Raw genomic sequence first — 14944 nt, 5'->3', positions numbered from 1 at the left:
TGCCTTAAGAAACTCACTAAAGAATTTAAAACCCAGCCATCGGCTGGGTTTTTTTATGCTTGTCTAAAATCCCCCTTCCGATGGCATGACCGACAGGTAACTGCCATGAAACATTTTTTAACGACGGAGCATTGGTCGCAATCATCACTGCAGGAGATGGTCGACTTTGCTAGAAGTTTAAAGAAGCACAAGTTTCAGCCTTTGCTGAAAGAAAAGTCTGTTGCGCTACTGTTTTTTAATCCGTCATTGCGGACTCGTACCAGTTTTGAGCTGGGTGTGCATCAACTGGGTGGACAAGTCGTTGTTCTTCAGCCGGGCAAAGATGCCTGGCCGATTGAGTTTGAGCTTGGCTCCGTTATGGATGGCGAAGCCGAAGAACACATCAGTGAAGTCGCACAGGTGCTGTCAGCCTATTGTGACATGATTGCCGTGCGGGCATTTCCAAAATTCCACAATTGGCAGGATGATCGGCAGGATAAGCTGATAACGGCCTTGGCCAACTATGCCTCGGTACCTGTCATTAACATGGAAACCATTACGCATCCGTGTCAGGAGTTGGCGCATGTCATGGCGCTGCAGGAACAGCTGGGCGACTTGCAAGGTAAGAAGTATGTGCTGACCTGGACCTATCACCCCAAACCTTTAAATACTGCCGTGGCTAACTCGTCATTATTGATCGCGACGAAGTTCGGTATGGACGTGACCCTGTTATGTCCAACCGAAGAGTACTTGTTGGATCCTCACTATATGCAACTGGGACAGTCTTACAGTCAGGCCCATGGACAGGAGCTGACGGTAACGCATGACATTGATACTGCCTACGAGGGGGCCGACGTCGTTTACGCCAAAAGCTGGGGCGCACTGCCTTATTTCGGTCAATGGGAAAAAGAAAAGCCCATTCGTGATCAATACAAACACTTTATGGTAGACGAAGCGAAAATGGCAAAGACCAACAATGCCTTATTCAGTCACTGTCTACCATTGAGAAGAAATATTAAAGCCACCGATGGCGTGGTGGATTCCGAAAACTGTATTGCGATTCAGGAAGCGGAGAATCGTTTGCACGTACAAAAATCGATTATGAATACATTAATGAATAAAGTTTAGGGTGACTGTTGTGAATAAAGATAAAGTAGTTTTAGCATTTTCCGGTGGCCTGGATACCAGCTTCTGTGTGCCGTACCTGATTGATAAAGGCTTTGAGGTTCATACGCTTTTTGTGAATACCGGCGGCGTTCCTCATAAGCAGGTCGAGCAGATTGAGCAAACGGCACTTTCTCTCGGAGCAGAAAAGCACTGGACTATCGATGCCCAGAAAGCCCTGTGGCAAACCATTATCAAACCTCTGGTCTGGGGTAATTCGATGTATCAGGATCAGTATCCAGTGCTATGCGCTGATCGTTATTTAATTGCTCAGGAAGCTGTGCAGCTGTGTCAAAAACTGGGCACAAAGTTTGTGGCACATGGTTGTACCGGTATGGGCAACGATCAGGTGCGTTTTGATCTGTCGATTAAGGCATTGGGTGATTACACCATCCTTTCACCGATTCGGGATATTCAGAAAGACATTACCGATGTCCGGCAATACGAGATCGATTATTTAAGCCAGAAAGGACATGAAGTCTCTGTCGTGCATAAGAGTTATAGCATTAATGAAAACTTATTGGGTGTCACCATTTCTGGTGGTGAGATCGATAAATGGCAGGAGCCAAAGAATGATACTTATGTGTTAACTCAGCCCACTGAGTCAATCAATAAAGCATCAGAAAAAATCACCTTGGAATTTAAGCAGGGCGAGTTAGTCAGTATTAATGAAGAAATCATGCCCGGCGTAACCCTAATGCAAACATTAAATAAACAATTAGGGAGTTTTGGTATCGGCCGGGATATTTACACTGGCGATACCATTATCGGCTTAAAAGGACGGATTGTTTTCGAAGCCCCTGCGCTAATTGGGTTACTGAAAGCGCATAAAGCGTTAGAGGAAGTGGTGACTACCCAGCAGCAAAATCACTTTAAACCGCTTGTCGCTAAAAAATGGATCGAGCTGGTTTATCAGGGGTTCTATTTTGATCCTTTAGCTCATGACTTGCACAGTTATCTAGCATCATCACAGCAGAATGTGACGGGCCAGGTGACGCTAAAACTAAGTCCTGGACAGGTGGAAGCTGTGGCGGTGACTGCTCCGGCTATGCTGGTATCAAGTGATGTTGAGTATGCGCAGAAAGCGCCCTGGGGTATTGAAGAAGCGAGTGGCTTTATTAAGTTGCTCGGCCAAAGCACAGCAACCTGGGCTTCGGTACATCAGCAGGAAGGTGTGTCATGACAAAGCCGAATATTGAACAAGTTAAAAAACATTTGCAGAGTCTGGTGTCGTTTAATACCACCAACCCCCCGAGACAAATTAAAGACTCGGGGATTGTTGAATACTTACAGGAGTGCCTTCCAGGAGCCGATATCAAGGTTACGGACTATGGCGATGGTTCGATCAATGTTCTGGCGACAAAAGGTCAGCCTGAATATTTATTTAACTATCATATCGATACAGTGCCGGTCACCGATGGCTGGCAAACCGATCCGTTCACGTTACATCAAAGTGATGGAAAGCTGGTGGCTCTTGGAGCGTGCGACATTAAAGGGGCGGCAGCCTGTATGTTGGCCTGTATCGAAGCTGGGGCGGATGATTACGCCGTACTGTTTTCATCGGATGAAGAGCATGGCAGCAGCCTTTGTATTAAATCGTTTTTAAAACAGTCTCACAATTACCAGGGGGTGATCGTTGCCGAACCGACGCAGGCAAAAGCGGTATTGGCGCATCGCGGTATCGTTACCGCCAGCGTCTCCTTTGCGGCGCAAAGCGGCCATAGTTCTGAGCCAAGAGCGTTAAAAGAGAATGCTAATCATCAGGCAGCAAGCTGGATGAGCAAAGCGATTCGTTGGGCGGAAGATAAGTTGGCAGATACATACGATTGCTTACAGGGAACCTGTTTCAACATTGGTCACTTGCAGGGTGGAATCAAACCCAATGTGATTGCTCCTCAGACTGATATAAAGTTCGGCTTAAGGCCTTTGCCTGAGGTCGATACCTCCAGATTACTTCACGAGCTTGTTGCTGCAACAGGTCTTAACCTTGAACAGGTTACGGAAGGATTTAATGCGCCATCCTTACCGAGTCATAACAACTTGGGTAAAAATGAAAAACTGGCGAAGAAACTGGGTCTGGATATCAGTCCGCCGGTTAACTTCTGGACGGAGGCGGCGTTATTTTCCGCTGCCGATTATCCGGTCATCGTTTTCGGCCCAGGATCTATCGAGCAAGCTCATACGGCGAATGAGTGGGTTGCAATCGATGAGCTAGAGCAAGTGCTTGGGCACTACTGGAGAATATTGAGTCATGAGTAGTCAAGTCAAAGATACCGTTTATAAATTATTGAGCGTCATCGATAGCGAAACCCAGATCCGTAAGTATTTGAAACGGTTCTCTTCGGAAGAAGGATTAAAGTTTGCCGTCATAAAAGTTGGTGGGGAAATTCTAAAAGAGGAAATGGATAATCTGGTAACGTCACTATCCTTTTTAAAGCAGGTTGGCTTAACACCGATAGTGGTACATGGCGCAGGCCCACAGTTAAATCAATACTTGAAAGAGCATAGTATTGATTCAGATTTTGTAGATGGTCACCGGGTCACCTCCCCGAAAGTGTTAAAAGCCGCGCGTGAAGTTTTTATCGATGAAAATCATAATCTGACCTCTCGCTTAAAAGAAACTGGAGTCGATGCGACGTCATTCTATTCCGGCGTTTTTAATTGTGAACTACAAGATGAAAAGCAACTTGGTCTTGTTGGAAGTGTCACGTCGGTTGTTGTCGAACAGCTTCTGAAAGCTGTCGGCAAGGGACGAGTGCCGGTCGTCAGTCCTTTGGGTGAAACCGAAGAAGGGCAGATAGTTAACCTCAATGCCGATGTGGCAACCTTCAGTCTGGCTAAAACGGTTCAGCCATATAAGATTATTTTCCTAACAGAAACGGGTGGCGTGTTAGATCAAGACAATCAGGTTATTCCCAATATCAGTATCGTTAATAACTATTCTTACTTGATCAAACGAAGCTGGGTTCATTCTGGTATGAAATTAAAGTTGGAGATGATTAAAGATATTTTAGAGGCTTTACCTGCGGCAACTTCAGTCTCAATCACTAAGCCGCAATTATTAGCAAAAGAATTATTTACCGATAAAGGCTCCGGTACTCTGGTCAATATGGGGGAAAAAGCCATCGTTGCAGATAAGTGGAGCCTGATCGATAGGGATAAACTTAGAGCATTAATTGAATCATCTTTTGGACGGTCTTTGGTACCGAATTATTTCAGTGATTTTAACCTGCATAAAGTTTACGTTACCGAATGCTATCGTGCAGCCATTGTGTTATCCGGTGATGATGAAGTCCCTTATCTGGATAAGTTTGTTGTCAGCCAAAAAGCAAAAGGTGAGGGTGTTGGTCGAGCTTTATGGGACAAGGTGGTGAGGAACCATAAAAAGTTATTCTGGCGTGCCTATATCACCAATCCCATTAATAAATTTTACGCCGTGGTAGCCGATGGCTTTATTAAGTCTGGTCACTGGAATGTCTATTGGACAGGGCTTACTGATTACGACGAAATTAAGTCTTGTGTTGAGGCTGCTTCGAGCAGAGGTAAAACGTTGGTAGAAGAGGATGCTAGTAATGTCAATTAAAGCTGTGTTAATCGGAGCGAGAGGTTATGTTGGGCATGAACTTATCAGTATGTTATCCAACCATCCTGCGGTTGATTTGGCCGCAGCCAGTTCACGGGAGTTAGCTGGACAGAAGATTGAAGGATATCACAAGTTTCCACTTGCCTATCAGCAGTTATCGGTTGATGAAGTGATCGAACTGAAACCCGATGTGGTGGTGCTGGCTTTACCGAACGGTTTGTCGCATAAATTTGTTGATGCAGTTGAGCAGCATTGTCCAGAAACGGTTGTGCTCGATTTGAGTGCTGACAATCGGTTTGATGACAACTGGTGTTATGGACTGCCTGAAGTATACGGTCATCAAACTTCAAAACGCATCAGCAACCCAGGTTGTTATGCTACGGCAATGCAGCTGAGTATTGCTCCTGTCAGGGAGCTTATCGATGGACAGATCAGTTGCTTTGGTATCTCTGGTTATAGCGGGGCCGGTACCACACCTTCGGATAAGAATAATCCGTTACTGTTGGTCAATAATATTATGCCGTACAAACTCGCTGAGCATCTGCATGAGCAAGAGGTGTCGAGACACTTGGATACGGGCATCAAGTTTTCTCCTCATGTCGCCGGTTTTTTTCGTGGGATCAGCCTGACCAGTCATATACCGCTGAAGGCGCGTCTAGACCTAACTGCGGTCGAAAAAATATATCAGAAATTTTATCAGGATAAGGATTTGATTGCTGTACAAAAAGATGTACCTCAGATCAGCCAGGTAGCGCACCAACATTCCGCCATTGTCGGCGGCTGGGAGCTGTCAAAAGATGGACGACACTTAGCTTTAAACTGCTCTTTGGATAATTTACTCAAGGGTGCGGCGACGCAGGCGATACAAAACATTAATTTAGCTTTCCAGCTTCCTCTGCTGGCAGGCATTGACTTGCAATAGGTGGGTAAAATGACACAGCCTCTTTGGAGTAAAAAGTCTCAACAAAACACATCTGATTTACAATCAAAAATTAATCAGTTTATGTCCGGTCGTGACGTTATTCTCGATCAACAAATTTTGCTATTCGATATACAGGCCAGTAAAGCCCATGCGGAAGGGTTGCACCATATAGGTGTTTTAGAGAAGGATGAGTTGCAACAGATTATAAACTGTCTACAGCAGTTAAGTGATGATTTTGAGCAGGGAGTGTTTGTTCTCGATACGCGGTTTGAGGATGGGCACTCAGCGATTGAGTGGTATTTGACTGAGCAGTTGGGGGAAGTAGGAAAGAAAATTCACACAGGCCGTAGTCGGAATGATCAGGTTTCTGTCGCCACAAGACTATATTGTCGCGAGTCATTAAAGCAGTTGAAGATAAGTTGCCTGGACATCGCCAGCACTTGTTTAGAGCTGGCCAAAAAACATGAGTTCGATGTTCTGCCAGGCTATACCCATTTACAACGTGCCGTCGTTTCCAGCTGGGGATTGTGGTTTGCCTCGTTTGCCGAGGCTTTCTGTGATAACGCCATGGCTGCCGCGCAGACGTTTGAATTAATCAACAGTAACCCACTGGGCACTGCAGCTGGCTATGGGGTGAATCTGGAACTGGACAGAGAGCATACGACCCGGGCTTTGGGTTTTAACCGTCAGCAGATTAATCCGATGTACGTGCAGAACAGTCGTGGCAAGATTGAGCTACAGGTGCTGGGGTGTTTTAAAAATGCGTTATTGGATTTGCGCCGTATGGCCTGGGACCTGAGCTTATTCTCAACCGCAGAATATAATTTTGTCGAGGTTGGGGATGACTTCAGTACCGGCTCATCCATTATGCCCAATAAACACAACCCTGATGCGGTTGAGTTAATGCGGGCGGAATATGCCAAGTTAGTGGGGTGTTACAACGAGCTGGAGTCTTTGTTATCGCTGCCCGGTGGTTATCAACGTGATCTGCAAAATACTAAGGAAGCTTTATTGAAAGGAACTTCCTCCTCGTTGCAATGTTTATCCTTGGTACCCGCTTTGCTGCAGTCATTAACCATCAATCTGCAGCAGAGCGAACAGGCGGTCGAGGCTGCAATGTTTGCAACCGATAAAGCCGTGGAGCTGGTTATTGAGGAGAGGATGGCTTTTCGCGATGCCTATCGTCACATAAAAAGTAATTATGGTGAGCTGGAGCAGCGTAAGGCGAAGGCGTCCATCGAGCAACGACAGTCACCGGGAGCTTGTGGCAATTTACAGTTAAGTGAAATTGAGACTCGTTTAAAAGCTTTAACCTAAAGAGCTGATGAAAAAATAATCAACGCCATGTATGATGATTTTGGACGGATTAGAATTTATAAGTTAAAGCGGACTTGTGATAAATCCAGCTTTTCTTGTAAGTGGTTGTTTTATAGTGCATTTTTCACAAGGTAAAAGTTTTCGCTGTGGATAGCCATTTATCGCTAAAAAGATTGATCCAGATCAAGTGATAAGAGCGGGGCTTACTTAAGATGCACTGTATAAAAATACGAGTGTTTTAAGTCTCTTATCTAAGGTGAGGTCAATGAGTGAATTAAAAGAACACAACTACAACTACAAGGTCATCAGGCAATTTGCTGTTATGTCCGTAGTTTGGGGTATCGTCGGCATGGCGATCGGGGTGTGGATTGCGGCGCAATTAATGTTTCCGGCTCTGAATTTTGATACAGCCTGGCTTAGCTTTGGTCGATTGCGTCCACTGCATACCAATGCCGTGATTTTTGCATTTGGTGGCTGTGTCTTGATGGGAACCTCCTTTTACTGTGTGCAGCGTACCAGTTACGCCAGGCTTATCAGCGATAAACTGGCGGCCTTTGTTTTCTGGGGCTGGCAGGCCGTGATTGTTGCGGCGGTCATTACCTTACCCATGGGGTTAACCTCGACCAAAGAGTATGCCGAACTGGAGTGGCCGATTGATATCCTCATCGCCATTGTCTGGATTGCATACGCTATTGTGTTCTTCGGTACCATCATCAAGCGCAAGGTGTCGCATATCTATGTGGCTAACTGGTTTTTCGGCGCCTTTATTATCACCATCGCTATTCTACACGTGGTCAATAGCGCAGCCTTACCGATAGACTGGACGTCCTTTAAGTCCTACTCCGCCTACGCCGGTGCTATCGACGCCATGGTTCAGTGGTGGTACGGTCATAACGCGGTTGGCTTCTATTTGACAGCGGGTTTCCTCGGCATCATGTATTACTTTGTGCCGAAGCAGGCTGAGCGTCCGGTATATTCTTATCGTTTATCTATTGTGCATTTTTGGGCATTGATCGCCGTTTACATGTGGGCGGGTCCTCACCACTTACACTACAGTTCGCTGCCAGACTGGGCGCAGTCTGCGGGTATGGTGTTCTCAATCATTCTGTTAGCGCCATCCTGGGGCGGCATGATCAACGGCATCATGACGCTGTCAGGTGCCTGGCATAAATTAAGAACGGACCCGATTATCAAGTTCTTGATCGTGTCGCTCTCGTTCTACGGCATGTCGACTTTTGAAGGTCCGATGATGTCGATTAAGACCGTCAATGCACTATCCCACAATACGGACTGGACCATTGGCCACGTCCACTCTGGTGCCCTGGGCTGGGTCGCGATGGTATCGATTGGTGCTTTGTACGCGATGATTCCAAGTGTTTTCGGAAAAGCAAAAATGTACAGCATCAGTCTGATTAACCTGCACTTCTGGTTATCGACCATTGGCGTTGTGCTTTATATCGCGTCGATGTGGATTGCGGGGGTCACACAAGGTTTGATGTGGCGAGCGACAAACCCTGACGGCACTTTGACTTATACCTTTGTACAGAGTCTGGAAGCGACTTATCCATACTACGGTATTCGTTTACTCGGTGGCTTTATCTTCTTAGCGGGCATGTTTGTGATGGCTTATAACGTGATTAAGACCATCAGCAACCCTGGTAAAGCTGACACTAAGATCCCACAGCCAGCACATTAGGAGTTGATGACGATGAAACATGAAAAGGTAGAAAAGAACATTGGGTTGATGGGAATTCTAATCGTGGTTGCTATCAGCTTTGGAGGTTTGGCAGAGATTGTTCCGCTGTTCTTCTTAAAGGATACAACCGAGCCTATGGCGACATTGGAACCTTATTCGCCTGTCGAGTTGGAAGGGCGTGATATCTATATTCGTGAAGGTTGCCACGTTTGTCACACCCAGATGGTGCGTCCTTTCCGTGCCGAAACTGAGCGCTATGGTCATTACTCGGTAGCCGGTGAAGATGTATACGAGCGTCCTTTCCTTTGGGGCTCAAAGCGCACCGGTCCTGACTTATCGCGCGTCGGTGGCCGCTATTCTGACGACTGGCATTATACGCACCTGATGGATCCACGAGTGCCGGTTCCGGAGTCGAATATGCCGGCGTTTCCCTGGTTGGCCGAAAACGTACTAACCGGTGAAGACACGGTAAAGAAGATGAAGGCGATGCAAACGCTCGGCGTACCTTATACCGATGAACAAATTGCCAGTGCTGCCGAGCAGGTTAAGGGTGTTACAGAAATGGATGCTTTGATTGAGTACTTGCAGTCACTGGGGCGTGAACACACTTCGGCAAACTCTGGAACCGCTAACGCAGCAGAGGAGCAATAGTCATGGATATTAATTTAATTCGAGGCATATTAACTGTCGTGCTATTGATTCTGTTTGTTGGGCTTTGTTTTTGGGTCTTTTCTAAGAAGCGCAAATCACAATATGAGGAAGCCGCCAAAATGGCTTTGGATGGGGGCGTTTCAGCAAAGAATAAAGAGGTAAACCGCGATGAGTGATTTTTGGAGTGGCTACATAATAGCAATTATCGCGATCAATATTATTGGTTGTGCAGCATTACTTTTCTTTACTCGCCGAAAAAAATCTGGCGCGGAAGAGAATGAAACAACCGGTCACGTATATGATGGCATTGAAGAGTATGATAACCCATTACCGCGTTGGTGGTTATGGATGTTTTATATCACCATTATTTTCTCTGTGATCTATTTGATCCTGTATCCCGGCCTGGGTAAGTTTGAAGGTGTTTTGGGCTGGACTCAAACTAAGCAATACGAAGAGGAAGTCGCGACTGCGGATGAAAAATATTTACCTCTTTTTGAACAGTACTCTGCGATGAGTATTGAGGATTTACAGAACGAACCGGAAGCACTTGATATGGGGCAGTCTATTTTTGCCAACACCTGTTTCGGCTGTCATGGTGCGGATGGTCGTGGTGGCATTGGTTTCCCAAATTTAACTGATGATGAGTGGATTTATGGAGGCACTCCAGATGACATCGTTTACTCGATTACTGAAGGTCGTCAGGGTGCCATGCCGCCGTGGGGTGAGACCCTTGGTGAAGAAAAATTATCGGCGGTTCTTCACTATGTTCTGAGTGAAAATGAAGTTGAGCGGACCTACCGCGAAGAATTGGTCGAGGAAGGTAGAACTACTTACCAGACTTACTGTAAAGCATGTCATGCAGAAGACTTAAGCGGCAATCCAGCGATGGGGGCTCCGAACTTAAAAGATGACGTCTGGTTACACGGCGGCTCTATCAGTATGATTAAAAATACAATTCGTAACGGTGTTAACGCCAATATGCCACCGCACGATAAAATCTTGGGTAAACATAAGATCCACTTAGTGGCGGCTTACGTTTACAGTCTTTCTCATGGAGATGAAGAGCAGTCGAACTAGAGGTTAGGTGATCATCTAATGTCTGATGAAAATGTTTATGTGGTAGGGGATGAAAAAAGCCTCTACCAAAAACGCCGCAAAATTTTCCCTAAGATTGTTTCCGGAAAATTTAATAATTTACGGGTCTTGTCGGCCTGGCTGTTATTGGGACTATATTATGGCATGCCGTGGGTCACCTGGAACGGGCAGCAGGCTGTGCTCTTTGATTTGCCCGCTCGTAAGTTTCAAATTTTTGGCCTGACTTTCTGGCCGCAGGACTTCATATTTTTAAGTATGTTGTTGATTATTGCAGCATTAGCACTCTTCTTCTTTACCGCCGTTGCCGGGCGTTTATGGTGTGGTTACGCCTGCCCGCAGACGGTATGGACCGAGGCTTTTTTGTGGATGGAGCGACTGGTCGAAGGGGACCGTAATAAGCAGATTAAACTGGATAAGGAGCCATGGAGTTTCCGTAAGTTTCGACTGCGTTTTACTAAGCACTCCTTATGGATAGTTTTTGCCCTGTTTACCGGCTATACCTTTGTCGGATATTTCACGCCCATTTGTGAGCTGACCGGTTCATTATGGACACTTTCCTTCAGCGGTTGGGAGTGGTTCTGGATTCTCTTTTATAGTTTTGCCACCTGGGGTAACGCCGGCTTGTTACGCGAACAGGTCTGTATTTACATGTGCCCTTACGCCCGTTTCCAGAGCTCCATGTTTGATAAGGATACATTGATCATTGCTTATGACGAAAAACGTGGTGAAGATAGAGGCGCGAGGAAAAAATCATTAAGTAAGGAAGAGTACCAAAGTGAAGGTCTGGGTGATTGTATTGATTGTATGCAGTGCGTTCATGTCTGTCCGACAGGAATCGATATTCGTGATGGTCTGCAGTATGAGTGCATTGCCTGTGCAGCTTGTATCGATGCCTGTAACGATGTCATGGACAAGATGGGTTATGAGCAAAACCTGATTCGTTATACCTCGGAAACTCATGATGCCGGCGGTAAGTTGAATCCTTTCCGTCCTAAGACGATTGGTTACGGGATTGCATTAGCAATTATTTCGGCAGCCTTTGTGGTATCGGTGTGGATGCGAACTCCGCTGGAGCTGGATATTATCAAAGACCGAAACCGTCTGTATCTAACCAACTCGGAAGGTTTTATTGTTAATATTTATAAATTACGGATTTTGAACAAAGATCAACATGTACATACTTATGCCATTTCAGCCAGCGGTTTTGATGGAATTGAATATGAAGGCCCTCAGCAGGTGACTTTGCAACCTGAGTCGATAAAAGAAGTTCCGGTACGAGTTGAGATTGATCCTTTCTTATTAAAGACCACCAGCGTGGATATTGCATTTCAACTGAGAAGTATTGACGATGAGTCCATCGAAGTGACTCAGCCGGCCAGTTTTATTGGTCCCGTTCAGCGTAGAGGGCGTTAGTGTTATGCAACAACAAGATAATAAACCATGGTATAAGCAGTTTTGGCCCTGGTTTTTAATTGCTTTACCTTTGTCGTCGGTTATCGCTGGCATCAGCACGGTGATCATTGCTAACAATACCACCGATAGTATGGTGGTGGATGATTATTACAAAGATGGGCTGGCCATTAACGAATCTCTGGCGAAGCAGGAAAAAGCGAAGCAACTAGGCATTCAGGCGACACTCTCCTTTGAGCAGGATAAGGTCATTGTTGAACTGGATTCGGAAGCAACTGTTAACGATAGTCTATTTGTTAATTTCCAACATGCAACGCTATCGACCCGAGACTTCAAAGTTGCGTTAACGAAAGACGGCAAAGGTCAATATTATTCACAATTACAACATGAGATTGATGGTAGTTGGTTTATCCGTTTGTATCCTTATCAAGAAAGCTGGGAGATTGAAAGAAAAGTCATTCTACCCAGTAAGACGAAAGTGAGACTAGGTTATTAGATGGAACAGCGTTACCGCGGCAACGACTGTTACCATTGCGGCCTGCCGATCCCCGATGACTATATAAAATCCCTTAGAGTTTTAGGGGAGGAACGCTTTTTTTGTTGTGAAGGATGTTACGCCGTTGCTGATATGATCGTCAGTAGCGAGCTGGATGATTATTATAAGTTTCGAACCGAGACCGCGGATAGACCCGATAACGTTAAACAACTGGAATCTGAGTTGGCGGCCTACGATCAGCAACAGGTCCAGGAAGATTATTTACTGGATATCACATCAGAAACCGAGAAAAGCGTGTTACTTTTCTCAGAGCAGATCCGTTGCAGTGCCTGCGCCTGGCTTATTGAGCGCCGTCTGAATAAACTGTCGGGGGTGAGCTCGCTTCAAGTGAATGTGACATCACAAATTATCCATCTGAAATGGAATCCAGAAACCATTGCGCTGAGTCGTATCTTAAAAGAGCTGCACAGTCTGGGCTACAGTGCAACGCCTTACAAGCCGGAAGAAACTGTTATCCAGCAGAAAGTAGCACAGAAGGGCTGGCTTAAACGATTAGGTATGGCTGGCCTCGGCATGATGCAGGTGATGATGTTTGCGGTAGCGCTTTACCTCGGCGCTTTTAATGGCATGGCGCAGGAGTATCAGGGCCTCATTCGCTGGGTCAGTTTCTTGATTGCAACGCCGGTGCTTTTCTACTCCGGTTATCCGTTTTATTCGAGTGGCCTGGCTTCGTTACGAAATAAGCAGCTCAATATGGACGTCCCCATTACATTGGCTCTGTTTATTGCTTACGGCACCAGCATCTGGGCGCTGTTTTCTGCTGGCGGTGAAGTCTATTTTGATTCGGTCACCATGTTTGTGTTCTTTTTATTAATCGGCCGCTATATCGAGTTTCGAGTCAGACAACAAATCAGTGAGCGGATCTACAAAGGCAGCGCACGAAAACCTAATTATGCTGAGCAGTATGATGCCAAGACGGGAGACACAACTCCAATAGCTGTTAAAGCGATACAGGACGGTGATTTATTATTGGTACGGGCCGGCAAGAGTGTCACTGTTGACGGCGAGCTGGTCAGTGAGCAGGCTGAACTCAACGTTTCCATGCTTAATGGTGAATTTTTACCGTCGAAAGTCCGTCATGGGCAGTCTGTGTTGGCCGGTAGCGTGAATAACCATCAACCCTTTGTGATGCGCGCGCGTATCAGCGAACAGGGGAGTTATTGGCAGAAACTGTTGAGATTGCAGGAAGCTGCATTACTGGATAAGCCAAAGATTGGTTTATTGGCCGATAAAGTGGCACGCTATTTTGTCGCAACCATTTTATTGATTGCGACCGGCGTTGCATTTTACTGGCTTAATGCTGGCTCGGAAGATGCGCTCGGGATTACTTTATCAGTTCTGGTGGTGAGCTGCCCCTGTGCTCTATCCTTAGCGACACCTATTGCCATGACCTGTGGAACGCTAGCTTATAATCAACGCAATATCTTAATTAAAGGCCAGTCGTTCCTGCAGGCCTCGAGTGAAATTACGGACATTGTTTTTGATAAAACCGGGACCCTGACACAAGGCGTTTTATCGGTTGATGACATCGAAACCTTTGGTTCATTCAAAAAAGAAAAAGCACTACAGATTATTGCTGCTCTTGAGGCCCAGTCGGAGCATCCTATTGGACAAGCCTTTAAGTCGTTTGAGACCTCACAGTGTCTCGCTACCAATGTACACTTTTTTCCTTTTAAAGGGGTGACCGGCGAGGTGGAGCAGACAATCTATACTTTCGGTAATGCGGACTGTATACAGGGTGTGGAAGAATCTTATATTGAGAAGCGTTCTGATCTCGATGCCTTATGGCTATTACAGGAGCAGCGGCCCGTAGCGAAAGTCACTTTGAATGACACTCTGCGGGAGTCGGCGTTTGATGTCTGTGCCAAGCTTAAGGTGCAGGGGTATCGGTTGCATTTACTCAGCGGTGATCCTTCGTCGCAGGTCGGAGAGGTGAGTCGGCAGTTGCAACTGGACCAGTGGAAAAATAATGCGCAGCCAGAAGATAAATTCGAATATGTGAAAACCTTACAGGCGCAAGGTAGCAAAGTTCTTATGGTGGGGGATGGTGTCAACGATGCTCCCGTGATGAGCGTGGCCAATGCTTCTATGGCCATGGCCGATGCTGCCGATATTACCCGAGTATCGGCAGACTGTTATTTGTTGTCGGATAAACTCGCGGATATCGATTTTGCGTTAGCTAAATCGAAACATACGCAGCGGATTATTAAACAAAACCTGTTGTGGGCCTTGCTATATAATGCGACCATGATCCCAGTGGCTGCGATGGGATATATCCCGCCGTATTTGGCGGCACTGGGAATGTCTTTCAGTTCGGTAGTGGTCGTCATTAATTCGTTGAGGTTAAAGAAATAACGCATCATGGATGCTATCTATTTGTTAATTCCGATAACTGTGGTACTGCTGATTGTGGCAGTTGCCGTATTCTTCTGGGCCGTGAATTCGGATCAGTACTCGGATCTGGATAAAGAAGCACACCGGATCTTATTCGATAAGGAATCTCCTCAGAAAGAGCAGGCAGAATCAGACAACGGCACCAGGGCGGACGACGATACAGAGTCAGGAGGCTAG

Annotated in this window: 14 protein-coding genes; all 14 read left to right on the top strand. The window is 46.1% G+C overall.

Annotated elements, in window-relative coordinates; all coding sequences use genetic code 11:
* The first annotated feature begins 105 nt into the window (after positions 1-105).
* The 14 genes from H7708_RS11185 to ccoS all read left to right on the top strand — a co-directional run bounded on the left by H7708_RS11185 (position 106) and on the right by ccoS (position 14944).
* A complete protein-coding gene (locus H7708_RS11185; RefSeq protein WP_223670869.1) occupies positions 106-1107 on the top strand; it encodes an N-acetylornithine carbamoyltransferase in 1002 nt (333 codons plus the stop codon).
* A 10-nt stretch (positions 1108-1117) separates the two neighbouring features.
* Complete coding sequence (locus tag H7708_RS11180; RefSeq protein WP_223670868.1) at positions 1118-2326, top strand: argininosuccinate synthase; 1209 nt, start codon at positions 1118-1120, stop codon at positions 2324-2326.
* The gene (locus tag H7708_RS11175) at positions 2323-3402 is read left to right on the top strand and encodes an acetylornithine deacetylase (protein WP_223670867.1); all 1080 of its coding nucleotides are present in this window, start codon (positions 2323-2325) and stop codon (positions 3400-3402) included. Before H7708_RS11180 ends, H7708_RS11175 begins: the two co-directional genes overlap by 4 nt.
* Complete coding sequence (locus H7708_RS11170) at positions 3395-4726, top strand: acetylglutamate kinase (protein WP_223670866.1); 1332 nt, start codon at positions 3395-3397, stop codon at positions 4724-4726. Before H7708_RS11175 ends, H7708_RS11170 begins: the two co-directional genes overlap by 8 nt.
* The gene (gene argC / locus H7708_RS11165; protein ID WP_223670865.1) at positions 4716-5648 is read left to right on the top strand and encodes an N-acetyl-gamma-glutamyl-phosphate reductase; all 933 of its coding nucleotides are present in this window, start codon (positions 4716-4718) and stop codon (positions 5646-5648) included. Before H7708_RS11170 ends, argC begins: the two co-directional genes overlap by 11 nt.
* 9 nt (positions 5649-5657) lie before the next feature.
* Positions 5658-6965, top strand: coding sequence for an argininosuccinate lyase (gene argH / locus H7708_RS11160; RefSeq protein ID WP_223670864.1), 1308 nt, complete (start codon positions 5658-5660; stop codon positions 6963-6965).
* Between the two features lie 265 nt (positions 6966-7230).
* A complete protein-coding gene (gene ccoN, locus H7708_RS11155) occupies positions 7231-8661 on the top strand; it encodes a cytochrome-c oxidase, cbb3-type subunit I (protein WP_223670863.1) in 1431 nt (476 codons plus the stop codon).
* A 12-nt stretch (positions 8662-8673) separates the two neighbouring features.
* The gene (gene ccoO, locus H7708_RS11150) at positions 8674-9312 is read left to right on the top strand and encodes a cytochrome-c oxidase, cbb3-type subunit II (RefSeq protein ID WP_223670862.1); all 639 of its coding nucleotides are present in this window, start codon (positions 8674-8676) and stop codon (positions 9310-9312) included.
* A gap of 2 nt (positions 9313-9314) precedes the next feature.
* Complete coding sequence (locus H7708_RS11145) at positions 9315-9488, top strand: cbb3-type cytochrome oxidase subunit 3 (RefSeq protein WP_223670861.1); 174 nt, start codon at positions 9315-9317, stop codon at positions 9486-9488.
* Positions 9481-10389, top strand: a complete 909-nt coding sequence (gene ccoP, locus H7708_RS11140) for a cytochrome-c oxidase, cbb3-type subunit III (RefSeq protein WP_223670860.1) — start codon at positions 9481-9483, stop codon at positions 10387-10389. The genes H7708_RS11145 and ccoP overlap by 8 nt, the downstream gene beginning before the upstream one ends.
* An 18-nt stretch (positions 10390-10407) precedes the next feature.
* A complete protein-coding gene (gene ccoG, locus H7708_RS11135) occupies positions 10408-11820 on the top strand; it encodes a cytochrome c oxidase accessory protein CcoG (protein WP_223670859.1) in 1413 nt (470 codons plus the stop codon).
* A gap of 4 nt (positions 11821-11824) precedes the next feature.
* Entirely contained in the window at positions 11825-12313 is a 489-nt protein-coding gene (locus H7708_RS11130; protein WP_223670858.1) for a FixH family protein, read from the top strand.
* A complete protein-coding gene (locus tag H7708_RS11125; RefSeq protein ID WP_223670857.1) occupies positions 12314-14728 on the top strand; it encodes a heavy metal translocating P-type ATPase in 2415 nt (804 codons plus the stop codon).
* A 6-nt stretch (positions 14729-14734) separates the two neighbouring features.
* Entirely contained in the window at positions 14735-14944 is a 210-nt protein-coding gene (ccoS, locus tag H7708_RS11120; protein ID WP_223670856.1) for a cbb3-type cytochrome oxidase assembly protein CcoS, read from the top strand.

The organism is Kangiella shandongensis, from assembly GCF_020005365.1.
GTDB classification, from domain to species: Bacteria; Pseudomonadota; Gammaproteobacteria; order Enterobacterales; family Kangiellaceae; genus Kangiella; species Kangiella shandongensis.
Note: the sequence above shows the minus strand (reverse complement) of the source record. Positions and strands in the feature narration are given on the sequence as shown.